At 67.8% G+C, this 23,870-nt stretch carries 25 protein-coding genes and 1 tRNA gene; 11 read left to right on the top strand and 15 right to left on the bottom strand.

From position 1 onward, the window contains the following. Positions 1 to 10 precede the first annotated feature (10 nt). From hisA to PSEK12I1_RS0103465, 5 genes are all read right to left on the bottom strand, one after another. Complete coding sequence (gene hisA, locus PSEK12I1_RS0103485; RefSeq protein WP_027597481.1) at positions 11 to 748, bottom strand: 1-(5-phosphoribosyl)-5-[(5-phosphoribosylamino)methylideneamino]imidazole-4-carboxamide isomerase; 738 nt, start codon at positions 746 to 748, stop codon at positions 11 to 13. A gap of 31 nt (positions 749 to 779) precedes the next feature. Then, positions 780 to 1,037 carry a DUF2164 domain-containing protein gene (locus PSEK12I1_RS0103480; protein ID WP_027600693.1) on the bottom strand — a complete coding sequence of 86 codons (258 nt, stop codon included), beginning with the start codon at positions 1,035 to 1,037 and terminating at the stop codon, positions 780 to 782. Beyond that, the gene (hisH, locus tag PSEK12I1_RS0103475; protein WP_027600692.1) at positions 1,037 to 1,675 is read right to left on the bottom strand and encodes an imidazole glycerol phosphate synthase subunit HisH; all 639 of its coding nucleotides are present in this window, start codon (positions 1,673 to 1,675) and stop codon (positions 1,037 to 1,039) included. The genes PSEK12I1_RS0103480 and hisH overlap by 1 nt, the downstream gene beginning before the upstream one ends. Continuing rightward, positions 1,675 to 2,268: an imidazoleglycerol-phosphate dehydratase HisB gene (gene hisB, locus PSEK12I1_RS0103470; protein WP_007159790.1), complete on the bottom strand. Its 594-nt coding sequence runs from the start codon at positions 2,266 to 2,268 to the stop codon at positions 1,675 to 1,677. The genes hisH and hisB overlap by 1 nt, the downstream gene beginning before the upstream one ends. A gap of 144 nt (positions 2,269 to 2,412) precedes the next feature. After that, complete coding sequence (locus PSEK12I1_RS0103465; protein WP_027600691.1) at positions 2,413 to 4,077, bottom strand: OFA family MFS transporter; 1,665 nt, start codon at positions 4,075 to 4,077, stop codon at positions 2,413 to 2,415. 295 nt (positions 4,078 to 4,372) lie between these two features. On the opposite strand from PSEK12I1_RS0103465, the gene PSEK12I1_RS0103460 reads away from it, so the two are divergent. The 4 genes from PSEK12I1_RS0103460 (at position 4,373) to PSEK12I1_RS0103445 (ending at position 8,090) form a co-directional block, all read left to right on the top strand. Continuing rightward, the gene (locus PSEK12I1_RS0103460; RefSeq protein ID WP_027600690.1) at positions 4,373 to 6,598 is read left to right on the top strand and encodes an AsmA family protein; all 2,226 of its coding nucleotides are present in this window, start codon (positions 4,373 to 4,375) and stop codon (positions 6,596 to 6,598) included. Next, positions 6,595 to 7,659, top strand: a complete 1,065-nt coding sequence (mutY, locus tag PSEK12I1_RS0103455; protein ID WP_027600689.1) for an A/G-specific adenine glycosylase — start codon at positions 6,595 to 6,597, stop codon at positions 7,657 to 7,659. The genes PSEK12I1_RS0103460 and mutY overlap by 4 nt, the downstream gene beginning before the upstream one ends. After that, complete coding sequence (locus PSEK12I1_RS0103450) at positions 7,656 to 7,928, top strand: oxidative damage protection protein (protein ID WP_027597475.1); 273 nt, start codon at positions 7,656 to 7,658, stop codon at positions 7,926 to 7,928. The genes mutY and PSEK12I1_RS0103450 overlap by 4 nt, the downstream gene beginning before the upstream one ends. An 86-nt stretch (positions 7,929 to 8,014) precedes the next feature. After that, a tRNA-Phe gene (locus PSEK12I1_RS0103445) sits at positions 8,015 to 8,090 on the top strand. 187 nt (positions 8,091 to 8,277) lie between these two features. Here the strand turns inward: PSEK12I1_RS0103445 and PSEK12I1_RS0103440 are convergent. After that, positions 8,278 to 8,616, bottom strand: coding sequence for a cupin domain-containing protein (locus PSEK12I1_RS0103440; protein WP_028700287.1), 339 nt, complete (start codon positions 8,614 to 8,616; stop codon positions 8,278 to 8,280). 305 nt (positions 8,617 to 8,921) lie between these two features. On the opposite strand from PSEK12I1_RS0103440, the gene PSEK12I1_RS0103435 reads away from it, so the two are divergent. Next, the gene (locus tag PSEK12I1_RS0103435) at positions 8,922 to 9,134 is read left to right on the top strand and encodes a hypothetical protein (protein ID WP_027597473.1); all 213 of its coding nucleotides are present in this window, start codon (positions 8,922 to 8,924) and stop codon (positions 9,132 to 9,134) included. Positions 9,135 to 9,344: 210 nt separating this feature from the next. Next, positions 9,345 to 9,680 (top strand): hypothetical protein, encoded by a 336-nt coding sequence (locus tag PSEK12I1_RS0103425; RefSeq protein ID WP_007159803.1) that lies wholly within the window; start codon positions 9,345 to 9,347, stop codon positions 9,678 to 9,680. A 263-nt stretch (positions 9,681 to 9,943) separates the two neighbouring features. Here the strand turns inward: PSEK12I1_RS0103425 and sutA are convergent, their stop codons facing one another. The 4 genes from sutA to glnK form a co-directional block, all read right to left on the bottom strand. Continuing rightward, entirely contained in the window at positions 9,944 to 10,276 is a 333-nt protein-coding gene (sutA, locus tag PSEK12I1_RS0103415; protein ID WP_007159805.1) for a transcriptional regulator SutA, read from the bottom strand. Between the two features lie 71 nt (positions 10,277 to 10,347). Further along, entirely contained in the window at positions 10,348 to 10,767 is a 420-nt protein-coding gene (locus tag PSEK12I1_RS0103410; protein WP_007159806.1) for a secondary thiamine-phosphate synthase enzyme YjbQ, read from the bottom strand. Between the two features lie 172 nt (positions 10,768 to 10,939). Beyond that, positions 10,940 to 12,280 (bottom strand): ammonium transporter, encoded by a 1,341-nt coding sequence (locus tag PSEK12I1_RS0103405; RefSeq protein WP_027597471.1) that lies wholly within the window; start codon positions 12,278 to 12,280, stop codon positions 10,940 to 10,942. A gap of 48 nt (positions 12,281 to 12,328) precedes the next feature. After that, positions 12,329 to 12,667: a P-II family nitrogen regulator gene (gene glnK, locus PSEK12I1_RS0103400; RefSeq protein ID WP_003096476.1), complete on the bottom strand. Its 339-nt coding sequence runs from the start codon at positions 12,665 to 12,667 to the stop codon at positions 12,329 to 12,331. A gap of 393 nt (positions 12,668 to 13,060) precedes the next feature. Here glnK and PSEK12I1_RS0103395 point away from each other — a divergent pair, with 393 nt between their 5' ends. Both PSEK12I1_RS0103395 and PSEK12I1_RS0103390 read left to right on the top strand, forming a co-directional pair. After that, positions 13,061 to 13,360, top strand: coding sequence for an accessory factor UbiK family protein (locus PSEK12I1_RS0103395; RefSeq protein ID WP_027597470.1), 300 nt, complete (start codon positions 13,061 to 13,063; stop codon positions 13,358 to 13,360). A gap of 63 nt (positions 13,361 to 13,423) precedes the next feature. Further along, positions 13,424 to 14,914, top strand: coding sequence for a YifB family Mg chelatase-like AAA ATPase (locus tag PSEK12I1_RS0103390; protein WP_027600687.1), 1,491 nt, complete (start codon positions 13,424 to 13,426; stop codon positions 14,912 to 14,914). Here the strand turns inward: PSEK12I1_RS0103390 and PSEK12I1_RS0103385 are convergent. From PSEK12I1_RS0103385 to PSEK12I1_RS0103375, 3 genes are all read right to left on the bottom strand, one after another. Then, positions 14,911 to 15,102, bottom strand: coding sequence for a hypothetical protein (locus PSEK12I1_RS0103385; RefSeq protein ID WP_027597468.1), 192 nt, complete (start codon positions 15,100 to 15,102; stop codon positions 14,911 to 14,913). The two genes, PSEK12I1_RS0103390 and PSEK12I1_RS0103385, sit on opposite strands and share 4 nt — an antisense overlap. A gap of 128 nt (positions 15,103 to 15,230) precedes the next feature. After that, positions 15,231 to 17,201: a methyl-accepting chemotaxis protein gene (locus PSEK12I1_RS0103380; RefSeq protein ID WP_037006627.1), complete on the bottom strand. Its 1,971-nt coding sequence runs from the start codon at positions 17,199 to 17,201 to the stop codon at positions 15,231 to 15,233. A gap of 161 nt (positions 17,202 to 17,362) precedes the next feature. Beyond that, the gene (locus tag PSEK12I1_RS0103375) at positions 17,363 to 18,292 is read right to left on the bottom strand and encodes a LysR substrate-binding domain-containing protein (protein WP_027600686.1); all 930 of its coding nucleotides are present in this window, start codon (positions 18,290 to 18,292) and stop codon (positions 17,363 to 17,365) included. Between the two features lie 105 nt (positions 18,293 to 18,397). Here PSEK12I1_RS0103375 and PSEK12I1_RS0103370 point away from each other — a divergent pair, with 105 nt between their 5' ends. Together PSEK12I1_RS0103370 and PSEK12I1_RS0103365 are read left to right on the top strand one after the other, a co-directional pair. Further along, the gene (locus PSEK12I1_RS0103370; RefSeq protein WP_027597465.1) at positions 18,398 to 19,801 is read left to right on the top strand and encodes a NorM family multidrug efflux MATE transporter; all 1,404 of its coding nucleotides are present in this window, start codon (positions 18,398 to 18,400) and stop codon (positions 19,799 to 19,801) included. Positions 19,802 to 19,920: 119 nt separating this feature from the next. After that, positions 19,921 to 20,562 (top strand): response regulator transcription factor, encoded by a 642-nt coding sequence (locus tag PSEK12I1_RS0103365; protein ID WP_027600685.1) that lies wholly within the window; start codon positions 19,921 to 19,923, stop codon positions 20,560 to 20,562. Here the strand turns inward: PSEK12I1_RS0103365 and PSEK12I1_RS23525 are convergent. Both PSEK12I1_RS23525 and PSEK12I1_RS0103355 read right to left on the bottom strand, forming a co-directional pair. Beyond that, a complete protein-coding gene (locus tag PSEK12I1_RS23525) occupies positions 20,555 to 22,186 on the bottom strand; it encodes a hybrid sensor histidine kinase/response regulator (protein WP_051399153.1) in 1,632 nt (543 codons plus the stop codon). The genes PSEK12I1_RS0103365 and PSEK12I1_RS23525 overlap by 8 nt on opposite strands. Further along, positions 22,183 to 22,872 (bottom strand): YoaK family protein, encoded by a 690-nt coding sequence (locus PSEK12I1_RS0103355; RefSeq protein WP_051399154.1) that lies wholly within the window; start codon positions 22,870 to 22,872, stop codon positions 22,183 to 22,185. Before PSEK12I1_RS0103355 ends, PSEK12I1_RS23525 begins: the two co-directional genes overlap by 4 nt. 127 nt (positions 22,873 to 22,999) lie before the next feature. Between PSEK12I1_RS0103355 and PSEK12I1_RS0103350 the strand changes: the two genes are divergently transcribed. Further along, positions 23,000 to 23,845 (top strand): membrane protein, encoded by an 846-nt coding sequence (locus PSEK12I1_RS0103350; protein WP_027600683.1) that lies wholly within the window; start codon positions 23,000 to 23,002, stop codon positions 23,843 to 23,845. The last annotated feature ends 25 nt before the right edge of the window (positions 23,846 to 23,870 follow it).

Below are 23,870 nucleotides of genomic sequence, written 5' to 3'. Positions count from 1 at the left end.
GACTGAGTCCTCAGACCTTGAAGTTGTCGCACAGCGCCTGGGCCTCGGCGACGTCGAGGGTGCCCTCGTAGATCGCCCGACCGGTGATGGCGCCGATGATGCCCGGGCTGCGGGCGTCGAGCAGGTTCTGGATGTCACCCAGGTTGTGGATGCCGCCGGAGGCGATCACCGGGATGCTGGTGGCTTCGGCTAGGGCGCGGGTGGCCGGCACGTTGCAGCCCTGCATCATGCCGTCGCGGGCGATGTCGGTGTAGACGATGGCGCTGACGCCGTCGGCTTCGAAGCGGCGGGCCAGGTCGGTGACCTGCAATTCGCTGACCTCGGCCCAGCCGTCGGTGGCGACGAAGCCGTCCTTGGCGTCCAGGCCGACGATGACCTTGCCGGGGAAGGCGCGGCAGGCTTCAGCGACGAATTCCGGCTGCTTGACCGCCTTGGTGCCGATGATCACGTAGCTGACGCCGGCGCGGACATAGTGCTCGATGGTCTCCAGCGAGCGGATGCCGCCGCCGATCTGGATCGGCAGGCCGGGATAGCGCTTGGCGATGGCGGTCACCACCTCGCCATTGACCGGCTGGCCTTCGAAGGCGCCGTTGAGATCCACCAGGTGCAGCCGGCGGCAGCCACCGTCGACCCACTGGGCGGCCATGGCCACGGGATCGTCGGAGAACACGGTGGAATCTTCCATGCGCCCCTGGCGCAGGCGGACGCAGGCACCGTCCTTGAGGTCGATGGCGGGGATGATCAGCATGGCAATACCTTGGCTCGGGGGTGAGGGCGATCTAGGGCTTTTCCAGCGCCCAGATGTCGCTTTCCAGGCTGTCGACACGCTCCCTGAGCAGGGTCTGCACGTCGGCAACCGCCTTGTTGTAGTACAGCGGCCCGCACTCGCGGGCGAAGAAATCCAGCAGCTCCTCGACTTCGAACCGCCCCAGGCGGACCTCGAAGCGGTCGTCCAGCAGGGTCTGCAAGGCCGTGACCAGGCGCTGGCTCTGCTCGGGATCGAGCGTCACCAGCGGCGCGGGCGGCTTGCGCGCCATTACCAGCGGCCGTCCCAGGCGAGGAAGTTGGCATAGAGCTGCAGGCCGCAGTCGGCGCTCTTCTCGGGGTGGAACTGGGTGGCGAAGCGCGAGCCGTCGGCCAGCGCCGCGGCGAAATCCAGGCCATAGTGGCCGCGACCGACCACCTGGCGCGGATTGCCGGCCTCGACATAGAAGCTGTGCACGAAATAGAAGCGGGCGCGATCGGGGATGCCGTGCCAGAGCGGATGGTCGAGCACATGGCTGACCTCGTTCCAGCCCATGTGCGGCACCTTGAGGCTCTCGCCCTCTTCCTGCATGCCGCCCGGGAAACGCCGTACGGCGCCGGGGAACAGGCCAATGCAATCCACGCCGCCGTTCTCTTCGCTGCGCTGCATCAGCGCCTGCATGCCGACGCAGACGCCGAGGAAGGGGCGGTCCTGGCTGACTTCACGGACCAGCTCATCGATGCCCTGGCGGCGGATCTCGGCCATGCAGTCGCGGATGGCGCCGACGCCGGGCAGGACGATGCGGTCCGCCTCGCGGATCACCGCGGGATCGCCGGTCACCAGTACCTGGTGGCTACCGGCATGCTCCAGGGCCTTGGCCACGGAGTGCAGGTTGCCCATGCCATAGTCGATGACGGCTACCGTCTGCATCACAGGCACCCCTTGGTGGAGGGCATGACGCCGGCCATGCGCGGGTCTTCGGCAAGGGCCATGCGCAGGGCGCGGCCAAAGGCCTTGAACACCGTCTCGATCTGGTGGTGGCTGTTGACGCCGCGCAGGTTGTCGACGTGCAGGGTCACCTGGGCGTGATTGGTGAAACCCTGGAAGAATTCGAGGAACAAATCGACGTCCATGCGGCCCACGGTGGCGCGGGTGAAGGGCACGTTCCAGTGCAGCCCGGGCCGGCCGGAGAAGTCGATGACCACCCGCGACAGGGCTTCGTCCAGGGGCACATAGGCATGGCCATAGCGCTGGATGCCCTTCTTGTCGCCGACCGCCTTGGCGAAGGCCTGGCCGAGGGTGATGCCGATGTCTTCCACCGTGTGGTGGTCGTCGATGTGCAGGTCGCCGCGGCAGTGGATATCGAGGTCGATCAGCCCGTGGCGGGCGATCTGGTCGAGCATGTGCTCGAGGAAGGGGACCCCGGTGTCGAAGCGCGCTGCGCCCGTGCCGTCCAGATCCAGGGATACCTTGACCTGGGTTTCCAGGGTGTTGCGCTCGACGGTTGCCTTGCGTTCGGCCATAGCCTGCTCCGCGAAAATCGGTGGGCGAAAGGGCCGATATTATAGGGGCGCGGGGGCTGGATCGAAAGCGCGGCGGGACGAGGCGTCCCACCGCGAGGGGCGCCCGCGTGGGGACGCCCCATTACCGTCCGGTTCGGCTGTGACTCAGCTGAACAGGGCGGCGGTCTTTTGCAGGGTGATCCAGATGCCCCAGGCCAGCGGGATGCCCACGGCCAGCCAGGCGGCGATGGCCAGCGGCTTGGTCTTGGGATCGGCGCTCCACTCCAGCACCTGGGCGCTGCCGGCGTTGCTGTCGTGGCCATTGGCGCGCTCGACGGCGAGTTCGGCCTCGGTCATGAAGTGCTTGTCGGCCACCGGACGCACCATCAGGTTGCAGATGAAGCCCAGCACCAGCAGACCGGCCAGGATGTACAGGGTGATGTCGTACACCTGGGCGCGGGGGATGCCCATGCTCAGCTGATACTCGCGCAGGTAGTTGACCAGCACCGGACCGAAGACGCCGGCGGCGGCCCAGGCGGTAAGCAGGCGACCGTGGATGGCGCCGACCATCTGAGTACCGAACAGGTCGGCGAGGTAGGCCGGCACGGTGGCGAAACCACCGCCGTACATGGACAGGATCAGGCAAAAGGCGAAGACGAACAGCGCCACGCTGCCCAGGTGACCGGTCCAGGGCACGATGGCATAGAGCACGAAACCCAGGGTGAAGAAGACGAAGTAGGTCATCTTGCGGCCGATGTAATCGGAGAAGGATGCCCAGAAGAAGCGACCGCCGATGTTGAACAGGCTCAGCAGACCGGTGAAGCCGGCGGCGATGGCGGCGATCTGCTTGAGCTGATCGGCGCTGAGTTCACCGTAGGCCAGGCCGTTGCCCAGCAGACGACCACCGAAGACTTCCTGCAGCAGCGGCGACGCCATGCCGAGGATGCCGATGCCGGCGGTCACGTTCAGGCAGAGCACGGCCCAGACCAGCCAGAACTGCGGGATGCCCCAGATCTTGCTCACGTGGACGTGGCGATTGGTGATCATGGCGTTCTGCGCCTTCTTGGTCGAAGGCGTCCAGCCGGCGGGTTTCCAGCCGGTCGGCGGTACGCGATAGCCCAGGGCACCGCTCATCATGAACACGAAGTAGACCACCGCCATGACCAGGAAGGCCTGCCAGACGCCGACCTCGGTCGCCGAGGCGAAGTGGCGCATCAGCAGGTCGGCCAGGGGGGCACCCACCATGGCGCCGCCACCGAAGCCCATGATGGCCATGCCGGTGGCCATGCCGCGCTTGTCCGGGAACCACTTGATCAGGGTCGACACCGGCGAGATGTAGCCCAGGCCCAGACCGATACCGCCGATCACGCCCGAACCCAGCCACAGCATCCAGATCTGGTGGGTATAGATGCCCAGGGCGGAGATCAGCAGACCACCGCACCAGCACAGGGCCGAGACGACCCCGGCCTTGCGCGGACCGGCGTGTTCCAGCCAGCCACCGAACAGGGCGGCGGAGCAGCCGAGGAAGATGAAGAACAGGGTGTAGATCCAGCCGAGCTGGGAGATCTTCCAGTCACAGGTGGCACTGAAGATCTGCTCGAAGAAGCCCATCTCGACCGGGCAGGCCACGGCGGCGGTGATGCCGATCGCCTTGGACAGCGGCAGCCAGAAGACCGAGAAGCCGTAGGCCATGCCGATGCACAGGTGGATGGCCAGGGCGGCCGGCGGGACCAGCCAGCGGTTGAAACCGGGCCGGGCGACGATGCGCTCCTTGGAAAGGAAAGCCGGACGTGCCGAAGCGACACCGCCAGCAGTGAGAGTAGTGCTCATGGGTTCAGCCCTTTTCTAGTGTATAGCGTCCAGGCCGGTGGACATTCCCTGCACGCTTCCCCTTAAACGAGTCAAAGAAACGGCGCCAACCGACCAGAGGTGCGCGACATTAAAGCGCACCCTGGCCAACTGCCAGCCCTGCTGATTTACCAGGGTACGGGCGGCATCAGTCATCCGACGAAACGGGCGAGTACCACTGCTGTCACAGCGCCGACACCTCGATGTCATCGGGGCCGGCCGAGCCCCTATACTGGCCAGTCGCGCCATCGCCCGCCGGAACAGGAATTTCCTCGTCATGAAAGCTTTCGCCAAAGTGCTGGGTATCGTCCTCGTCGGCCTGCTGCTCCTGCTGGTCGCCGTAGGCTTCGCCCTCACCCACCTGGTCGATCCCAACGACTACAAGGACGAGATCCGCCAACTGGCGCGCGACAAGGCCAACGTCGACCTGCAACTCAAGGGCGACATCGGCTGGAGTCTGTTTCCCTGGCTGGGCGTCGAACTGCACGACGCCACCCTGGCCAGCGCCGCCACCCCGGATCGCCAGTTGGCCCAGGTGCAGCGGCTGATCCTCTCGGTCCGCCTGCTGCCGCTGCTGCTGCGGCGCGACCTGGAGATGAGCGACATCAAGATCGACGGCCTGGACCTCACCGCCAGTCGCGATGAGCAGGGCCGCACCAACTGGGCCGAGATCGGCCGCCCGGCACCCAAGGCGGACACGGGCGCCGCGCCTACCGATACCTCCGGCGGCGCCTCCGCGCCAGGCGAGCCGAGCGCGGGTCGCCAGCCGCTCAAGCTCAATGTCGAGAGCCTGACCGTGCGCAATTCGCGGGTCGAATACAGCGACGCCCGCAGCGGCGCGCGCTATGCCTTCGACGGCATCGACCTAGAGACCGGTGCCATCTACGCCGGCACGTCCATTCCCATCAAGCTGGCCGGCACTGCCAGCACCACCCAGCCGCCGGTCAACGCCACCGTGCTGCTCAACGGCAAATTCCGCTTCGATCCCGCCAGCCAGCAGTACGCCCTGGACGACCTCCAGCTGACCGGCGACGCCAGCGGCGAGCCCTTCAACGGCAAGCTGGTCAACTACTCCGCCAGCGGCCAACTGGCCGTCGACCGCCGCGCCCAGACGGCCGAGTGGACCAGCCTCAAGCTCACCGCCAACGACCTCAAGGCCCTGGGCGATCTCAAGCTCACCGGCCTGGAAAGCGATCCGCAGCTGGCCGGGCGCGTCTCCATCGCTCGCCTCGACCTGCGCGCCTTCCTCGACAGTATCGGCGTCGAATTGCCGGCCATGGCCGATGCCAAGACCCTGCAGCGCTTCGAGATGAATGCCCAGGTGCAGGCCAGCCGCAACGCCCTGGCGCTGGACGATTTCAATTTCCAGCTGGACGACAGCACCCTCAAGGGCCGGGTCGCCGTGGCCGACATCGCCCGCCGCGCCCTGCGCGTCCAGCTCAGCGGCGACCGCCTGGACCTGGATCGCTACCTGCCGGCCAAGGCCGCCGCGGCGCGCCAGGCCAATGGCGCACGCCAGGAAGAGGTCGCCCAGGTCGATGCCATCGCCACCCAGGGCAATTCGCCGCTGCCGGAGGCCCCGACCCAGCACGCCTGGAGCCAGGAGACCCTGCTGCCGGTGGAGCGCCTGCGCAGCCTGGACGCCGAGGTCGATCTCGGCCTGCAGCACCTGACCCTCAATCGCCTGCCCTTCGAAGGCGCCAGCCTCAAGGCCAGGGCCGCCGATGGCCAGTTGCAGCTCAGCGCCCTGGAAGGCGAATTGTTCGGCGGGCGCTTCGCAGCCGAGGGCGCCCTCGACGTGCGGGGCGTCCAGCCGCAACTGACCGCCCGCGAGCGCATCAAGGGTGTACCGGTGGAGCGCATCCTCCAGGCCCAGGGCCAGAAGCCGCCGGTGGAAGGGCTGCTCGACCTGGACGCCGATCTGCGCAGTTCGGGCGCCAGCCAGCGCAGCCTGATCGACAACCTGGGCGGTACCGCGCGCTTCGCCCTGCGCAACGGCCAGCTGATCGACGCCAATGTCGAAAGCCAGCTGTGCCAGGGCATCGCCCTGCTCAATCGCAAGCCGCTGGAGCTGCCCCATGGCGGCCAGAACACCCCCTTCCGCCAGCTGAGCGGCAGCCTCAGCATCGTCAACGGCGTGGCCCGCAACCAGGACCTCAGCGTCAGCGTGCCCGGCCTTGCGGTAAAGGGCGCGGGCGACATCGACCTGCGCACCCTCGGTCTCGACTACCGCCTGGGCATCACCGTGCAGGGCGACACCAATGCCGCCGCCGACCCCGGTTGCCAGGTCGGCGAGCGCTATGCCGACATCGAGTGGCCCCTGCAGTGCCGCGGCCCCCTGGAACTGGGCGCCAAGGCCTGTCGCCTGGATCGCGAAGCCATGGGCCAGATCGTCGCCCGCGCCGCCGGCAATCGTCTGAACGAAAAAATCGAAGAGAAGCTCGGTGATAAGATCAGTCCCGACATCCAGAACGCCATCCGAGGGCTGTTGCAACGTCGATGACTGATGACGACTTTGGTACCGCCGTGCTGGCCTGGTACGACCTGCACGGTCGCAAGGATCTGCCCTGGCAACAGGCCGTGACGCCCTATCGGGTCTGGGTCTCGGAGATCATGCTCCAGCAGACCCAGGTCGCCACCGTGCTGGGCTATTTCGATCGCTTCATGCAGGCGCTGCCCACCGTCGAGGCGCTGGCCGCCGCCCCGGAAGACGAGGTCCTGCACCTCTGGACCGGTCTTGGCTACTACAGCCGCGCGCGCAACCTGCACAAGGCCGCCAAGACCGTGGTCGAGCGCCATGGCGGCGAATTTCCCCGTAGCGTCGAGGCCCTGGCCGAGCTGCCCGGCATCGGTCGCTCCACCGCCGGCGCCATCGCCAGCCTGAGCATGGGCATCCGCGCGCCGATTCTCGACGGCAACGTCAAGCGCGTCCTGGCCCGCTACACCGCCACCGCCGGCTATCCCGGCGAACCCGCCGTGGCCCGCCGCCTCTGGGACGTGGCCGACAGGCTGATGCCCCGCGAGCGGGTCGGCCCCTACACCCAGGCGATGATGGACCTGGGCGCCACCCTCTGCACCCGCAGCAAGCCCAGTTGCCTGCTGTGTCCGGTCAAGCCGGGCTGCCGCGCCCACCTGCTGGGCCAGGAAACCGAGTTTCCCACGCCCAAGCCGCGCAAGACGCTGCCCCAGCGGCAGACGCTGATGCCGCTGTTCGTCAACGACGCCAACGCCGTGCTGCTGCAGCGCCGCCCCTCGACCGGTCTCTGGGGCGGTCTCTGGGGGCCGCCGGAGGTGGCCGACGTGGCCGAGCTCGAAGCCCTCGCCGAACGCCAGGGCCTGGTCATCGACGAACGCCAGGCGCTGCCCGGCCTGGTGCACACCTTCAGTCACTTCCAGCTGGCCATCGAACCCTGGCTGGTCCAGGTGGACCACCGCCAGCACCGCGTGGCCGAGGGCGACTGGCTTTGGTATAACCTCGCCTCCCCGCCGCGCCTGGGCCTTGCCGCCCCGGTGCAGAAACTGCTCAAGCGCGCCGAGCAGGCGCTCAAAGGAGAACCCGCATGACCCGCACCGTGATGTGCCGCAAGCACAAGCAGGAGCTGCCTGGCCTCGATCGTCCGCCCTATCCTGGCGCCAAGGGCGAAGACATCTATCAGCACGTCTCCAAGCAGGCCTGGGAAGAGTGGCAGAAGCACCAGACCATGCTCATCAACGAGCGTCGGCTGAACATGATGAACACCGAGGATCGCAAGTTCCTGCAGGCCGAGATGGACAAGTTCCTGTCCGGTGAAGACTACGCCCAGGCCGAGGGCTACGTACCCCCCAGCGCCTGAGTCGACGGCTAAGCGCCCGAAAAATCTAAATTTTTTTGGGCTCACTGTTGACACAAGGTCGAGAAACGCTTTTAATGCGCCCCGTTGCCCAGGTAGCTCAGTTGGTAGAGCAGGGGATTGAAAATCCCCGTGTCGGCGGTTCGATTCCGTCCCTGGGCACCAAGACAAGCTTCCGGATCCTGCGGGATCTGGAAATCAGAGAAACCGGCCTAGCGCCGGTTTTTTTGTGCCTGCGATTCCTACCCGCTCGCGTCCAAACCCCGGGCGCGTCCCTTCCCTGCCGCTCAGGACGTCTTTGCAACGACCCGCGCTGCGGGCGCCTGGTCTGAAGAGTTCGGTGCCGCTCTGCTCACGCGGGTGCTGAAGCCTCGTCCACCGCACCGAGATGGATCGCCAGCCACACCGTGGCTACCGCGGGATCGGTGTAGGTCACCCAGTGCTCGACATCAGCCGGGATGAACAGCGTATCGCCCGGTTCGAGTGCCACCTCCCGCCCCTCCAGGGCGATCCGCGCGGCGCCCTTCAGCAGCAGCACCCATTCCTCATGGGCCTGCCGCCAGGGCGCCGCTGCCGGCGTCGTCTGGCCCTGGGAGACGATCCGCTCTATACGACAGCCGGGCCGCTCCAGCAGGGCCGTGAACACCTCCGCCGCGGAGGCATCGGGCAGGTCGCGAAACAGATTGCTCATGACGTTTTCCCTCCGGGGCTGGCGCCAGGGCGCCGAGGTCATCCAGCCTGCACCGGTCCGCACGGGCGCTCAAGCCGCGCAGGGCTCCTCCGCACTCGGAGCCCGCGGCCAGGCCACCGGGTCCGCGGCTATTTGCGGTCAGGAGTGCGATCCGCCCGACGGTTTCAGGAGGTCGTTTCCCGGCTGCAGGGGATTTCGGCGATGATCGATCGCAGCAGTGGCAGCCCGTCCAGGGTGCCGCTCGACCTTGGCTGACCGCTGTGGTCAGTCGGACTTCGCACCAGGCGCACGGAGGCGCTCGCTGCATGCCCATTCCCTCGCTTCCCCTCGTCGCTCCCGCTCTGCCCGGCGCTCTCCCCCAGGACGCCGCTGCTCAACCCGACCCGCGCGCCGTCGAGCCCGCCGCACCCTTCTGGCTCAGACTCCTGAGTGGCGTCAGCCTCTGGTTGAACCGGTTGTTTCTCAGCCTGGTCATGGCGCTGATCGGCTTTACCCTATGGCACTGGTGGCAGGGATGAAGCGGCGCCTGGATCAACTGGAGTTGACCATCCTGATGTGCGGCATCGGCCTGCTGGCCATGGCGCTCATCGTCGCCGTGGGCATGCAGGGCCTGGACTGGGCCTGAGCCTACGGGCGGCCTTACCAGACCTTTACCTGGCCTGACGTCCGCTGACCGCCAAAGGTGTTTCATGGTGACGCGGCCTATCGAGCGCCGCGAGGAGAGCACCATGGCATCGCGAGCGTCGTTGATTCTGCTGTTGACCGCCACCCTGACCGCCAGCGGCCTGGCCGCCGCCTACGAGGGCCCCGAGCGTGGGCAACCCTGGGCAGGCGGCCCCGCAGCCGTCGCCGAGGGCGGCGAATTCCTGCCGGCGGGCGAATTTCGACGGCATCACCGGCACCACCCCTATTACCGCAGGGATCGCTATCCCTACAGCTATTACCAGCCCTATCCGCAGCCCGGCTATGCCGCGCCCCATTGGCGGCCGGCGCCACCGGGCTACTACCCCTACCAGCCGGCCTATGAACCCCGTCCCTATTACGGGCCCCCGCGCCATTGGTGAACTGCTTGGCATCACGACGGCGAGATGATGGCCTTTTGCGATGAGCCACACAGGGAGATGTTTGCCAGAGGAGCAGAATGCCATCACCCATTAGGCTTTAGGGCGCTGCCAACATGTATGAGAGAGATGATGTAATCTGCATGGCTTGCCTTGCGACCATGGCTGCAGCCTTCACCGGCTTCATCATGGTGATGGCGCTGTTGTGATCGCCAGATAGACGAAACCCCGCCGAGGCGGGGTTTCGAAGGCGGTATGGCACGGTCCTAGATGGGACGACTGCCATATTTGCTGTCGGGCTTCTTCGGCGGATCGGCGACCACATTGGCGTCGATTTCCTGCACCTTGCCACCGCGGGCCAGAAAGTCCTGCATGGCCTTTTCCAACGCATCCCGCTCGCGCTGCTTGGCTTCCACCGAAGGCAATTCCTCGGGCTCGGCTTCACGCTTCTTCTTGGCCTTGCTCCCGGACGCGGGCGCTTCGCTGTCCCCGCTTTCCTCTTGCTCGGCGTCGTCGGTTGCGGCAGCGAAGTCTTCGTTATCGCCCTCTTCTTCCGCGCCTGTCTCCAGGTCGTCCTGCTCCAGATCTTCGTCGCTCATAAACCGCCTCCACACACTTTGGCAAAATCGGACCGCGCGTTTTGACGCGGCCTCCTAAAAAAAATTCCTGGCTATTCGCCCTGCAGCGTCGCGATCAGTCGCCGTGCGCCACCCTGGTCGCGATGCTCGCCCAGGTAGATGCCCTGCCAGGTTCCCAGGGCCAGGCGACCCGCCTGGACCGGCAGACTCAGGCTGCAGCCGAGCAGACTGCTCTTGAAATGCGCAGGCAGGTCGTCCGGCCCTTCATAGTCGTGTTCGTAACCGGCCTGTCCCTGGGGCACCAGCTGGTTGAAGAACCGCTCGAAGTCGCGGCGTACCGCCCCATCGGCATTCTCGTTGATGGTCAGCGAGGCCGAGGTGTGCTGCAGCCAGAGGTGCAGCAGGCCGATCCGGCACTCGCCAAGCTCGGGCAGCTGCTCCAGCACCTCAGCGGTGACGAGATGGAAACCACGCGCCCGCGCGCGCAGGGAAAAGCTCCGCTGCAGCCACATGAACAACCCCCGCCGACTGACTGGGCGCGCATTCTAGCGCGACGATCGGAAAAGCAAAGCGGTGATTGCTCACCGCTTGCGTGCAGTCTAGACACAGCAGGATGGCGGTTGTTCCAGCCGTATGGCGGACATGAAAAAGGCGCCTCGCGGCGCCTTTTTCCAGAGTGGTGGCTTACAGGTTGTAGCCACGCTCGTTGTGCAGGGTGAGGTCCAGACCTACGGTTTCCTCTTCTTCGTTGACTCTCAGACCCATGACCACGTCCAGCACCTTGAGGATCACGAAGGTGACGATGCCGGTGTAGACGATGGTGAAGGCCACGCCCTTGAACTGGATGAACAGCTGGGCGCCGATGTCGGTAACGGTGCCGAAGCCACCCAGGGACGGAGCGGCGAAGACACCGGTCAGCAGGGCGCCGACGATGCCACCGATGCCGTGCACGCCAAAGGCGTCCAGGGAGTCGTCGTAGCCGAGCTTGCGCTTGAGGCTGGTGGCGGTGAAGAAGCAGATCACGCCAGCGGCCAGGCCGATGATCAGGGCGCCCATGGGGCCGGCGGTACCGGCGGCCGGGGTGATGGCGACCAGACCGGCGACCACGCCGGAAGCGATGCCCAGGGCGCTCGGCTTACCGTGGGTGATCCACTCGGCGAACATCCAGCCCAGGGCGGCAGCGGCGGTGGCGATCTGGGTGGTCAGCATGGCCATGCCGGCGGTGCCGTTGGCGGCGGCGGCGGAACCGGCGTTGAAGCCGAACCAGCCGACCCACAGCATGGCGGCACCGACCAGGGTGTAGCCCAGGTTGTGCGGCGCCATGGGGGTGGTGGGATAGCCCTTGCGCTTGCCCAGGACCAGGGCCGCGACCAGACCGGCCACACCGGCGTTGATGTGCACCACGGTGCCGCCGGCGAAGTCCAGCACGCCCCAGTCCCACATCAGGCCGCCGTCACCGCTCCAGACCATGTGGGCGATGGGGGCGTAGACGAAGGTGAACCACAGGCCGGTGAAGACCAGCATGGCGGAGAACTTCATGCGCTCGGCGAAGGCACCGACGATCAGCGCCGGGGTGATGATGGCGAAGGTCATCTGGAAGGTGACGAAGACGCTTTCCGGGAACAGGGCGGTAGCCGAGGTCACGGCATCATGCTGCAGGCTGGACAGGAAGGCCTTGCCCAGACCGCCGATGAAGGAATTGAAGTTGGTGACGCCCTTTTCCATGCCGGTGGTGTCGAAGGCCAGGCTGTAGCCGTAGACCATCCACAGGATGCTGACGAGACCGGTGATGGCGAAGCACTGCATCATCACCGAGAGGACGTTCTTGGCACGCACCATGCCGCCGTAGAATAGCGCGAGACCCGGGATGGTCATGAACAGCACCAGGGCCGTCGAGACCAGCATCCAGGCCGTATCCCCGCTGTTGATGGCTGGTGCCGCAGCCGCTTCCTGGGCCATGGCCAGGCCCGGCAGCGCTACGAAAGACATGAGGGCTCCTAGCCCTGCGTAGGTGCGCAGAGTCATCGTTGTTTCTCCTGGGGCTCGTGTGGGGTTGGGCGGTCGGTTAAGGCGTCAGATGGCGTCTGTGTCGGTTTCGCCGGTGCGGATGCGGATGGCCTGCTCGAGATTCACCACGAAGATCTTGCCGTCACCGATCTTGCCGGTGTTGGCGGCCTTGGTGATGGCCTCGATGACGCGGTCGAGCTGATCGTCGGCGATGGCGACGTCGATCTTGACCTTGGGCAGGAAGTCGACGACGTATTCGGCGCCGCGATAGAGCTCGGTATGGCCCTTCTGACGGCCGAAGCCCTTGACCTCGGTAACGGTGATGCCTTGCACACCGATCTCGGACAGCGACTCACGCACGTCGTCGAGCTTGAACGGCTTGATGATGGCGGTGACTAGTTTCATGAACTTCTCCCGATTGAGTTGACTGGCCCCAGGAAAACAAACCCCGGTCCAAGTCTAGCGCAGTGACCGTCTGTTTAACCGTTGGCGTGGTAATCGCCGCGGTCACGGCAGAAGCGGCCAGAGCGCGCCTCCACCCCAGGCGCCCTCTGACGCCCGTCTCTGCATCGGCAGTAGCAGAAAGCTTGCCAGGTTTGTGAAGGCGTACGGATTTCGAGCGCCAGCCCGGCTGGCGCGCCTCCTGAAGGGGCAGGACCTGGCCCTGCGGGCAGGACTTTGCACCAACAGCGAACAGCTCTGGGCCGGGGTTGGCACCAAAGCGGTGCAAGGCCGCTGCCGGAGGGCCGGAAGCCCGCTGTGCTACACTCGAGCTTTGATCCATTGCAGGGGATAACCATGTCCACGACCCGTTCGCTGTTCGATTCCCTGACTCAGCAGGCCAGCCGGCTGTTCGGTCAGGACTCGCCGCTGCCCAAGGCCGAGATCGAAAGCCAGTTCAAGGCACTGCTGCAAGGCGCCCTGAGCAAGCTCGATGTGGTCAGCCGCGACGAATTCGATGCCCAGATGGCCGTGCTGGCCCGCACCCGTGCGCGCCTGGAAGCCCTCGAAGCGCGCCTCACCGAGCTGGAAAAGCCGCAAACCGCCGAGGTCAAGCCGCCGGTTACCCCGGCCACGGACGTCGCGCCCGCCGACTGATCCCCAAGGGCGCGCCAGGATGGTGCAGCCCTGAGTCTGGCGAATCACGATCAAGGAGAGATCATGTCGCTTGCCCTCGTTCATACCCGCGCCCAGGTGGGCGTGGAAGCGCCGCCGGTGGTCGTCGAGGCGCACCTGGCCAACGGCCTGCCCGCCCTCACCCTGGTCGGGCTGCCGGAAACCGCCGTTCGCGAAGCCAAGGATCGGGTGCGCAGCGCCATCCTCAACGCCGGCTTCGAATTCCCCAGTCGCCGCATCACCCTCAATCTCGCGCCCGCCGACCTGCCCAAGGACGGCGGGCGTTTCGATCTGGCCCTGGCCGTCGGCATCCTCGCCGCCAGCGGGCAGCTGCCGGCGCAGGGCCTCGACGGCTACGAGTGCCTGGGTGAACTGGCCCTGTCGGGCGCGGTGCGGGCGGTGCGCGGCGTGCTGCCCGCAGCGCTGGCGGCCCGGGCCGCCGGGCGGATCCTGGTGGTGCCCCGCGCCAATGCCGAGGAAGCCTGCCTGGCCAGTGGCCTCAGAGTGCTGGCGGTCGATCACCTGCTGGAATTCGCCGGTCACCTGAGTGGCCAGGCCGTACTGGCGCCCTATCAGCCCAGTGGCCTGCTGCGCACCCCGCTGCCCTATCCCGATCTCGCCGAGGTCCAGGGCCAGCACGCGGCCAAGCGCGCCCTGGTGGTGGCCGCGGCCGGTGCCCACAACCTGCTGCTGGCCGGCCCACCGGGAACCGGCAAGACGCTGCTCGCCAGTCGCCTGCCGGGACTGCTGCCGCCCCTGGACGAAGAAGAGGCGCTGCAGGTGGCCGCCATCCATTCGGTGGCCGGCCCCGAGCCGCTTGAACACTGGCCGCAGCGACCCTTTCGCCAGCCGCATCATTCGGCGTCCGGTCCGGCGCTGGTGGGCGGTGGCAGCCGTCCCGGTCCCGGCGAGATCACCCTGGCCCACCGCGGGGTGCTGTTTCTCGACGAGTTGCCGGAATTCGATCGCAAGGTGCTGGAGGTGCTGCGCGAGCCCCTGGAGAGTGGCGAGATCGTCATCGCCCGGGCGCGGGAGCGGGTGCGCTTTCCGGCGCGCTTCCAGCTGGTGGCGGCGATGAATCCCTGCCCCTGCGGCTATCTGGGCGATCCCAGCGGCCGCTGTCGCTGCAGCCCGGAGCAGATCCAGCGCTATCGCGGCAAGCTCTCCGGTCCGTTGCTGGACCGTATCGACCTGCACCTGACCGTGGCCCGCGAGCACCTGCGCCTGGGCGCTTCAGTGGTCAGCGAACTCACCACGGCGGAGGCCGCACGCCAGGTGGCCGACGCCCGCGCCCTCCAGCTGGCGCGCCAGGGTCGCCCCAACGCCCTGCTCGGTCTCGATCAGCTGCACCAGGTCTGTGCCCTTGGCGAGGCCGATCAGCGCTGGCTGGAAGGTGCGGGGGAACGCCTGAATCTGTCCCTGCGCGCCCTGCACCGGGTGGTCAAGGTGGCCCGTACCCTGGCCGATCTCGCCGGCGAGGACGAGATCCAGCGACCGCAGATGGCGGAAGCCCTGCAGTATCGGGCGAGTCACTAGGCGCCGGCAGGCGGGCCGTAGTGGCGTGGCGGCTCCTGCAGGCGATCGCGCAACGCCTGGTTTTCCTGCGCCAGCTCGAAGCACATGGCCCGCCACTGGTGGGCCAGCTCCCGATAGTCGTCCCGCTCCGCCCGCAGCGTGGTCAGCATGCGTTCGACGGCCTGCACCGCCTCGTTGGATACGCCCATGACACCCCTCCGCTTATACTGTATTTGCATACAGTAGTCAGAGTATTGCGGCCAGGCAAGGGCCAAGGTGCGCAGGAATGAAAAAGGGAGGCCTGAGCCTCCCTTTCGCTGCTGCCGGAAAGGTCCGGTCAGCTGAAGCGCCCTACTTCGGCGCTCAGGTCTTCCGCCAGATGACGCAGCTCGCCCGCCGTACCGGCCAGCACCTCGGCGGCATCGCGCTGAGCGGCGTTGTCCACGGCGATCGCCTGGATGTTGCGACTCAGGGCGGTGGCGGTGGTGCTCTGCTCGGCGGTGGCCTGGGCGATGCCGGAGAATTGCTCCACCGCCTCGGCGACCTGCTGGTCGATGCTGCGCAGCGCCTGGGCCACGTCGGCGTTACGCGCCAGGCCCTGCTCCATGAGGCGATTGCCTTCGTCGATGGCGCCCATGGCGCGCTGGGTCTCGCCCTGCACCGCGCCGATCATCTGCGAGATCTCGCGGGTCGCTTCGCTGGTGCGACCGGCCAGCTGCCGGACTTCGTCGGCGACCACGGCGAAGCCGCGGCCCTGCTCACCGGCCCGCGCGGCTTCGATGGCGGCGTTGAGCGCCAGCAGGTTGGTCTGCTCGGCGATCCCGCTGATGACGCCGATGATGCCGCCAATCTGCTGGGAGCGGCCGTCCAGGCCCTTGATGAGTTCCGCGGTGCTGGCCAGGGAATCGGCGATCTGCTCCAGGGCGCCCGAGGCGCCCTGCATGGCCTGGGTACCGGTGCGGGTCTGCTGGGCGTTTTCCTGCACCAGACGCTCGGTGCGCTGCATGCCGTCGGCGATGTTCTGGGCGGTGGCGCTGAATTCCTCCACGGCGCTGGCCATGCTGTCGATCTGGCTGGACTGCTCGGCGGAGCGTCTCAGGGTCTGGTCGGAGAGCTGGCTCAGTTGCTGGGACCGCTCGGTGACCGCGCGCGAAGAGCCACGGACCTGCTCGACGGTGGAGGCCAGGGCATCGGCCATCTGGTTGAAGCTCCGGGCGAGTTCGCCGATCTCGTCGTGGCTGCGCGCCTCGACCCGCACGCTGAGTTGACCGCGACCCAGGGCCTGGGCCCGCTCCACCAGCTGGCCCAGCGGCTTCAGCTTGTGGCGCAGCAGGACGACCGAGGCGAGTACCGCCAGCACCAGGGCGATCAGGCTGCCGATGGCCAGGCGCAGGCCCACGGCGTGCACCGGCGCGTCCAGCTCGGCCTTGGGCAGGGTGGCGACCACGGTCCAGCCTTCGCCGGCGACCGGCGCGCTGACGCTGAGGAAGTCCTCGTTGCCGTCCTGCCAGGTGTGTTCGTGCTGCTTGGGATCGTTCTTGAGGGCGGCGAGGAGCTCGTTGGCCTGCTTGGCATTGGCCGGCGGCACCAGCCAGTTGCCCTGCTCGTCGAGCAGGGCCAAGGAGCCGGTCTCGCCGATGCGCAGCTGGGTCAGCTGGGCCATTTGCTGGGCCTGGGCGTCGGTGTAGTCGAAGCCGACGAAGAGCACGGCGATGACCTTGCCGGCGCCGTCGCGGACCGGGGTGTACTGGGTCATGTAGGAGCGCCCGAACAACTGGGCGCGCCCGACGTAGTTCTGGCCCTGCAGCAGACCGGCATAGGCCGGGTGCTTGCGATCGAGCTGGGTACCGATGGCGCGGCTGCCGTCCTGCTTCTTCAGCGAGGTGGTGATACGGGTGAAGTCGTCGCCATCGCGCACGAAGATGGTAGCGACGCCACCGGTCAGCCGGGTGAAGTCGTCGACCTGGCTGAAGTCGCTGTTCAGCGCCTGACCGGCGAACAGCAGCGCGGGGGCCGTGGCGCTGCCCAGGGGCAGTCGCTCGCCGGCCAGGCTCAGGCCGCCATCGAAGCGGCGCTCGAACAGGTTGGCCAGGCGCTGGGTGCTGATCTTCAGGGTGCTGAGAAAGGTCTGCTGCTGATCGGAGAGCAGTCGGGCCTCGCTGCCCAGGTGCTTGCGCTGGGTGCCTTCGATGGACACGCTCAGGGCATGGAGGGCGAACAGACAGCTGCCGGCGATCACGACAATCAGTACCAGACTGAGGGCCAAGGCAAGTTGTCGGGCGATACTACGACGCGGGGAAATGACCATAGGGGGCTCCAAAGCGCCTACATCCCTGTAGGGCAGTACGAATTTGAGGGCAAGGGCTATATCAGGCGACCGACCGCTCTAGGGCGGTCTTCTTAGGGGTTAACTGTTATCTTATCGGCAGAGGTACGATGAACTAAAGCCAATGACAGCAGTCTGGCGCCTTATTTATGGCGAATGACCTCCGGAAGGCTCTGGGACGCCACTTCGCGCTGCAAGAAGTCAGCCAGCTGGCGAAAGCGCGCCTGCCCCCGGCGATTGCGCGGCCAGACCAGGTAATAGGCATCGCCGCTGGCCACCGCCTCGGGCCAGGGCAAGGCGATGAGTCCGGCCGCCACGTCTTCGGCCAGCATCACCAGATCGCCGATGGACACCCCGTAGCCCCGCGCGGCAGCGGCCATGCCCAGCTCCAGGGTGTCGAACACCTGGCCACCCGTCAGGGGCACCGCCTGGGTCAGGCCCATGGCCTGCAGCCAGCGGCGCCAGTCGCGGCGGTCGAAGGTGGGATGCAGCAGCTCTTCCCGCTGCAGGCGCGCCGGGTCCCAGACGCCTTCACGCGCGGCGGCCGGCGAGCAGACCGGCACCAGCCACTCCTCGAACAGCGGCACCACCTCCCAGTCCGCCGGGAAGCGGCCATCACCGAGCAGCACCGCGCAATCGAAGGGCTCGTGGACGAAGTCGACCCGGTCGCTGGCCATCCAGACGCTGGTGAGCTGGATGTCCAGTTGCGGACTGAGCTGGCGAAAGCGCGCCAGCCGCGCCAGCAGCCAGCGCAGCGACAGGGTGGTGGGCGCCTTGAGTCTCAGGGTGCCCTCGGCCACGGCGAGATTGCCACAGGCCCGCGCCAACGCCTCGAAGCCCTCGCTCAGCCCCGGCAGGAGCAGCTTGCCGGGCTCGGTCAGCGCCAGCTGACGGCCGGCGCGCTCGAACAGGCGGCAGCCAAAGGTCTCTTCCAGCGTCCGCACATGGCGACTGACCGCACTCTGGGTCAGCGACAACTCCTGAGCCGCGCGGGTAAAGGAGCCATGGCGAGCGGCGGCCTCGAAGGCGCGCAGGGCATACAGCGGCGGCAGCCGCGAGGGGACGTCGGACATGACTCTGACTCATGGATGGCATGGCTATTTTCCGATTGTGGAAGGCGCGACCGCATCCAACAATGAGTTCTTGTCAAAGTCGGCCCTGCTCAGCGAGATCCACCCATGTCTCTGCCGCGTCACGAGTTGCTCGCGCTGTTGCGCCTCGCCCTGCCCCTGATCGGTGCGCAGCTGGCCTATGTGGCCATGGTCTTCACCGACACCCTGATGATGGGCCGCCTGGGCCCGGCCGCCCTGGCCGGCGGGGGCCTGGGGGCGGCGGTCTATTCCTTCGTCTCGGTGATCTGCGTGGGGGTGATCACCGCGGTGGCCAACCTGGCGGCCTTGCGCCGGGGCGCGGGCGATACCGAGGGCGTGGCAGCGGTGACGGCGGCCGGGATCTGGATCGCCGCGGTGCTGGCACTGCTGGCCGGCACCCTGCTGTGGCATATCGAGCCATTGCTGGCCCTGGCCGGCCAGCCGGAAGAGAGTCGCCAGGCGGCCGGGGTATTCCTGCGCTGCCTGGCCTTCGCCCTGCCCGGCCATCTGCTGTTCATGACGCTGCGGGGTTTCACCAGCGCCCTGGAAAGACCCGGACCGGTGTTGACCATCGTGCTGGGGGCGGCGCTGCTCAACGCCCTGTTCAACCTGGCGCTGCTGCACGGCTGGGGCGGCCTGCCGCAACCCGGGCTGCCAGGCATCGGCGCGGTGACCGCGGTGGTGATGAATGGCGCGGCCCTGGGCCTGGCGCTGTATATCGCCCGCCATCCGGCCTATGCCGCCTATCCCCTGCGCCGCTATCTGCGCCGCCCGGATCGTCGTGCCCTCGCCGACACCCTCGGCCAGGGCCTGGCGATCAGCGGTACCTATGCGGTGGAAGCCTGCCTGTTCCTCTCCGCGGCGCTGTGCATGGGCGCCCTCGGCGCCACCGCCCTGGCGGCCCATCAGATCGCCAATCAGCTGGTGTATCTGGTGTTCATGTTGCCAGCCGGCCTCTCCTACGCCACCAGCATCCGTATCGGCCAGCACCAGGGCGCCGGGCGGCCGCGCGAGGCCCTGCTGGTGGGGCGGCTGGCCATCGGCGGCGGCGCGCTGGTGATGCTGGGCATCGCCCTGCTGTTCTGGAGCTTTCCCACCTGGCTGGTGGGGTTGTTTCTGCCGGATGGCCACAGCCCGGTCAGTGAGCTGGCGCGGCAGCTGGTGCTGATCGCGGCGGTGTTCGTCATCTTCGATGGCACCCAGAGCATCGCCCAGGGGGCACTGCGCGGCATCCGCCAGGCGCGCCTGGGTTTCTACGGCGGCTTGCTCTGCTACTGCCTGATCGGCGCCAGTGGCGCCTGGCTGCTGGGCGTCCGCTTGGGTATCGGCCCCCATGGCGTCTGGTGGGGCCTGGCATTCGGCCTGGCCTGTGCGGCGCTGCTGCTGACCGGCGCCTTCGAGTGGCTGATGCGGCGGCAGTTGGGCGCAGGTGCCGTGCAGGACCTGTCGGAGCCGCTGGCCGCGCCGCGTGGCCTGGCGCAAGACGGCTGAGCGCTGCGGCAGCCCAAGCGTTTTACCAAGTGGTCCACCCTTGGGGCCTGCGCTAGACTAGACATTTTGGGCCACCCCGGCGTAGCGCCCGGTGTCCAGGGCCCCCAGGATAGCCAGAGATGCAACGTTTCATCGTCGCCGACGACCATCCGCTGTTTCGTGAAGGCCTGGTGCGCATCCTGCGCCAACTGCAGCCGCAGGCGCAGGTGGAGCAGGCCGACAGCCTGCAACAGGTCCTGGAACTGGCACGCCAGGGCGAGCCGCCCAGCGGGCTCCTGCTGGACCTGCTCTATCCTGGCCAGGACCTGAGCTTTTCGCTGCGCGCCCTGCGCCAGGAATTCAAGCGCAGCACCCTGATCGTGGTCTCGATGCTGGAAGACGCCACGGTGATCGAGCATATCCTGGCGGCGGGCGTGGATGGCTTCATCGGCAAGGCGCTGCCGCCAGCGGCCATGGCCGAGGCGATCGCCGACTGCCTCGCCGGGCAACCAGTGGTGCGCTATGCCATGCCGAATCTGGCTCCGGCCAGTCTGGCGCCCGACCACCGGCTGCAGGCGCTGACGCCGCGGCAGCTGGAGGTCCTCGGCCTGATCACTCAGGGCCTGAGCAACAAGGAGATCGCCCGGATCCTGGCCATCTCGCCCTTTACCGTGCGCATCCATGTTTCCGCGCTGCTGCGCACCCTGGGCGTCGGCACCCGCGCGGCGGCGGCCGCCTTTGGCGCCAAGGCCGGCCTCGGCGCCCAGCGCTCGCTCAGCTAGCCGCGACGCGAAAGGCCAGCAGCAGGGCGCGCAATTCCGCCGGTCGCACCGGCTTGGCCAGCACCGGGATCTCGGCGTCGCCCAGCGCCTGCTGGACCTGCGGAATGTCGTGCCCGGTCACCACGATGGCCGGGATGCGCCGGCCCTGCAGCCGATTGAGATAGGCGATGCAGTCGGCGCCCGAGGCGCTGCGATCCAGATCGAAATCGGTGATCACCAGGTCGCAATTCACGGCACCGGCGGGGATGCTGGTGGCGGTGGTGACCTCGCAACCCCAGCTGCGCAGCAGGGTCGCGGTGGCCAGCAGCACGTTGGCATCGTCTTCGATGAGCAGCACCCGCCAGCCGGCGAGCAGGTGCTGGGGGCCGTTCACCGGCCGTGGCCGCGCTTCCAGCGGCAAGGTGGCCAGCGGCAGGCCCTGGAGCCTGACCGCGGTACCGCGGCCGGGGCGCGAACGGATGGTCAGCTGCAGATCGAGCAGGGTGGCGATGCGCTGCACGATGGACAGCCCCAGGCCGACGCCTTCGATGTCGCGATCGCGCGTCTCCCGTACCCGGTAGAACTCCTCGCACAGGTGCGGCAGGTGCTCGGCGGCGATGCCCGGTCCCTGGTCGTAGACAACCAGGGCGAGCTGGCCCTGGCGCCGGCGCACCGCCAGCAGCAGAGGTTTGCCCGGGGCGTACTTGAGGGCGTTGGACAGCAGATTCTGCAGCGAGGTGAGCAGCAGCGCCGGGTCGCTGTAGACCTGCAGCCCACAGGCGCGCCAGCGGATCTCCACCCCGGCCCAGCGCGCCGCCTCGGCATTCTGCCGCACCAGGTCGCCGAACAGGGTATCCAGGTCCACCACCGTGCGCCGCGGACTGACCTGCTGCTGATCGAGGGTGTAGATGTCCAGCAGCGAGCGGAACAGCTGCTCGACGCCGAGCAGGGAGCGGTCGATGTTGTCGACCAGCCGGCCCTGATCGGCGCTCAGCTGGCCGTCGCGCAGGCAGGCGGTGAACAGGCCGATGGAATGGATCGGCTGGCGCAGGTCATGGCTGGCCTGCGCCAGGAAGCGCGCCTTGGCCAGGTTGGCCGCCTGGGTCTCGCGCAGCGAATCCTGGATGCGGGTCAGCAGGAAATGCACGTAGCCGGGCACCAGCAGCGCGGTCATCAGCATCATCAGGGCCACCGTCGGATAGCGCTGCAGGAAGGGCATCCCGGCAATGATGGCGGCGAGAGCGGTCAGCGACAGTCCGGTGGCCAGCAGCAGGTAGCCACGTCCATAGCGCAGGCCATTGCCCACCGTGACCCAGAGCAGCACGCCGAACAGCGGCAGCAGGGCCTCGCCGCTGGTGATGGAGGAAAAGGTGATGGCGCTGAAGTCCAGGCTCATGGCCAGCAGCCGTCGCCAGGGCTTGACCCCCGGCCGCCGCCGGACCTCGACGAACAGGCCGATGGCCGCCACGGCGAACAGGGCGTAGCAGAGCAGGTTGGCCAGCAGGATGGCGGTGTCGAACAGCCCCCAGGCCCAGGCGCCAATGATGTAGGTCGAGGCCGGCAGGATGAAGGCCAGCCGAACCTTGGCCTGGCCCAGTTCGGGATCGCGGGCGCTGACCCCCAGGGTCTCGGTCGCGGCGCTCATGACGCCAGATAGCCCAGTTGCCAGGCCCGCGGGATCAGGCGAAAGATCACCGCCAGGGTCGCGGCCAGGGCCGCGCTGGCGTACCAGGCCGCCAGGCCCAGTCCCGCTTCCAGCGCAGCGCCGAGCACTCCGCCGAGCAGCATGCCCAGCCAGGGCACCAGCTGGATGCGCCAGCCGCGTCGCCGCTCGCCCAGCAGCCAGTGACCCAGACCGCGCCCGAAGCGCGACAGGGCGCCGGTGACGTAGGTGAGGCCGATGGGCAGGCCATAGACCTGCTCCACCACCACATTGACCATGCCCATGGCGAACACTCCGGTCAGCAGCGCCAGCGGGCCCAGGGGCAGACTGGCCGCCAGCGCCAACAGCAGGGCCAGCAGGCCGAGCAGCAGGCAGGCGCGCTGGCGGGTCAGCCGTTGCAGCAGCACGCCGCCGGCATTGCCCAGCACGAAGGTGCCGATGGCCAGCGCCAGGTGCCCCGCCGCAGCCCAGCGGCCTGCCGCCACCTCGGCTGCTAGACGGGTGGTATTACCGCTCATGAAGGAGACGAAATCGCCGGTGGCGAGAAAGCCGATGGCATCTGTCATGCCGGCCAGCAGCGACAGGCCGGCGACCAGCGCCAGGCCGACCGCGCCGTGGCGCGGCGCGACCGGCAGAGCGGCGGGTGGAAGGGGGGAAGAGGTGTGCATGGCAGCCATCCTGGCTGAGCGAAAAAAGACGGCCATCAGTGTGCGACGTGACGCGCCCCGACGCCATGGGCGACGCTCCGGAAGGCGCCCTGGGCTAGACTGATGGACCCGCCTGGCCGGAGGCCTCGTGACCACGCCCCTGTTCGCCCTGGTACTGCTCGCCGCCCTGCTGCACGCCGGCTGGAACGCCCTGCTCAAGATCGGCCTCGATCGCTTTCTCACCGCCAGCCTGATCCAGATCGGCGCCGGCGTCGCCGCCCTGCTGACCCTGCCCTTCGTGGCCCTGCCCGCGGCCGCGGCCTGGCCCTGGATCGCCCTCTCCGCCCTGCTGCACATCGGCTACAACGCCTTTCTTGCCCGCGCCTATCGCTATGGCGACCTGGGCCAGGTCTATCCGCTCTCCCGCGGCAGCGCCCCGCTGCTGGTCAGCGGAGTGGCTTTTCTCGCCCTCGGCGAAGTGCTGTCGCCGCCCGCCCTGCTCGGTCTCGGCCTGCTGGTGACCGGTCTCGCCCTGATGGCGCTGCTCGGGGCCCGGCGCGGCACGCCGCCCAGCCTGGCGTTGCTGGTCTGCGCCTTCACCACCGGCAGCTTCATCGCCGCCTACACCCTGGCCGATGCCCTGGGTGCGCGCGCCAGCGGTGATGCGGTGGCCTATGCCCTCTGGCTGTTCGCGGTGAACGGCGTGGTGGCCGCGCTGGTGCTGCGCCTGAGTCGCGGCGGCTCGGCCTTCGCCGGACTCGGTCCGCACTGGCGCGCCGGGCTGGCTGGCGGGGTCATGTCGATGCTGGCCTACAGTCTGGTGATCGTCGCCACCACCCAGGCGCCCATCGGCCTGGTCTCGGCGCTGCGCGAGACCAGCGTGCTGTTCGCCCTGCTGATCGGGGTCTTCTGGCTGCACGAGAGTCTGCCGCTGGGGCGCGTCTGCGCCGGCCTGGCCATCGTCGCCGGGGTGGTGGCGATCAAGCTGGCCTGAGCGGGGCACCCGGGGAGCGGCTAAG

Source organism: Pseudomonas sp. MOIL14HWK12:I1, assembly GCF_000510705.1.
Lineage (GTDB): Bacteria > Pseudomonadota > Gammaproteobacteria > Pseudomonadales > Pseudomonadaceae > Chryseomonas > Chryseomonas oryzihabitans.
The sequence above is the reverse complement of the archived record's forward strand: the minus strand, read 5'-3'. Positions and strand labels throughout refer to the sequence as shown.

Bases quoted from the DNA above. Each gene is read 5' to 3' on its own strand.
- hisA (WP_027597481.1), bottom strand. From the start codon at position 748: ATGCTGATCATCCCCGCCATCGACCTCAAGGACGGTGCCTGCGTCCGC.
- PSEK12I1_RS0103480 (WP_027600693.1), bottom strand. From the start codon at position 1,037: ATGGCGCGCAAGCCGCCCGCGCCGCTGGTGACGCTCGATCCCGAGCAG.
- hisH (WP_027600692.1), bottom strand. From the start codon at position 1,675: ATGCAGACGGTAGCCGTCATCGACTATGGCATGGGCAACCTGCACTCC.
- hisB (WP_007159790.1), bottom strand. From the start codon at position 2,268: ATGGCCGAACGCAAGGCAACCGTCGAGCGCAACACCCTGGAAACCCAG.
- PSEK12I1_RS0103465 (WP_027600691.1), bottom strand. From the start codon at position 4,077: ATGAGCACTACTCTCACTGCTGGCGGTGTCGCTTCGGCACGTCCGGCT.
- PSEK12I1_RS0103460 (WP_027600690.1), top strand. From the start codon at position 4,373: ATGAAAGCTTTCGCCAAAGTGCTGGGTATCGTCCTCGTCGGCCTGCTG.
- mutY (WP_027600689.1), top strand. From the start codon at position 6,595: ATGACTGATGACGACTTTGGTACCGCCGTGCTGGCCTGGTACGACCTG.
- PSEK12I1_RS0103450 (WP_027597475.1), top strand. From the start codon at position 7,656: ATGACCCGCACCGTGATGTGCCGCAAGCACAAGCAGGAGCTGCCTGGC.
- PSEK12I1_RS0103440 (WP_028700287.1), bottom strand. From the start codon at position 8,616: ATGAGCAATCTGTTTCGCGACCTGCCCGATGCCTCCGCGGCGGAGGTG.
- PSEK12I1_RS0103435 (WP_027597473.1), top strand. From the start codon at position 8,922: ATGCCCATTCCCTCGCTTCCCCTCGTCGCTCCCGCTCTGCCCGGCGCT.
- PSEK12I1_RS0103425 (WP_007159803.1), top strand. From the start codon at position 9,345: ATGGCATCGCGAGCGTCGTTGATTCTGCTGTTGACCGCCACCCTGACC.
- sutA (WP_007159805.1), bottom strand. From the start codon at position 10,276: ATGAGCGACGAAGATCTGGAGCAGGACGACCTGGAGACAGGCGCGGAA.
- PSEK12I1_RS0103410 (WP_007159806.1), bottom strand. From the start codon at position 10,767: ATGTGGCTGCAGCGGAGCTTTTCCCTGCGCGCGCGGGCGCGTGGTTTC.
- PSEK12I1_RS0103405 (WP_027597471.1), bottom strand. From the start codon at position 12,280: ATGACTCTGCGCACCTACGCAGGGCTAGGAGCCCTCATGTCTTTCGTA.
- glnK (WP_003096476.1), bottom strand. From the start codon at position 12,667: ATGAAACTAGTCACCGCCATCATCAAGCCGTTCAAGCTCGACGACGTG.
- PSEK12I1_RS0103395 (WP_027597470.1), top strand. From the start codon at position 13,061: ATGTCCACGACCCGTTCGCTGTTCGATTCCCTGACTCAGCAGGCCAGC.
- PSEK12I1_RS0103390 (WP_027600687.1), top strand. From the start codon at position 13,424: ATGTCGCTTGCCCTCGTTCATACCCGCGCCCAGGTGGGCGTGGAAGCG.
- PSEK12I1_RS0103385 (WP_027597468.1), bottom strand. From the start codon at position 15,102: ATGGGCGTATCCAACGAGGCGGTGCAGGCCGTCGAACGCATGCTGACC.
- PSEK12I1_RS0103380 (WP_037006627.1), bottom strand. From the start codon at position 17,201: ATGGTCATTTCCCCGCGTCGTAGTATCGCCCGACAACTTGCCTTGGCC.
- PSEK12I1_RS0103375 (WP_027600686.1), bottom strand. From the start codon at position 18,292: ATGTCCGACGTCCCCTCGCGGCTGCCGCCGCTGTATGCCCTGCGCGCC.
- PSEK12I1_RS0103370 (WP_027597465.1), top strand. From the start codon at position 18,398: ATGTCTCTGCCGCGTCACGAGTTGCTCGCGCTGTTGCGCCTCGCCCTG.
- PSEK12I1_RS0103365 (WP_027600685.1), top strand. From the start codon at position 19,921: ATGCAACGTTTCATCGTCGCCGACGACCATCCGCTGTTTCGTGAAGGC.
- PSEK12I1_RS23525 (WP_051399153.1), bottom strand. From the start codon at position 22,186: ATGAGCGCCGCGACCGAGACCCTGGGGGTCAGCGCCCGCGATCCCGAA.
- PSEK12I1_RS0103355 (WP_051399154.1), bottom strand. From the start codon at position 22,872: ATGCACACCTCTTCCCCCCTTCCACCCGCCGCTCTGCCGGTCGCGCCG.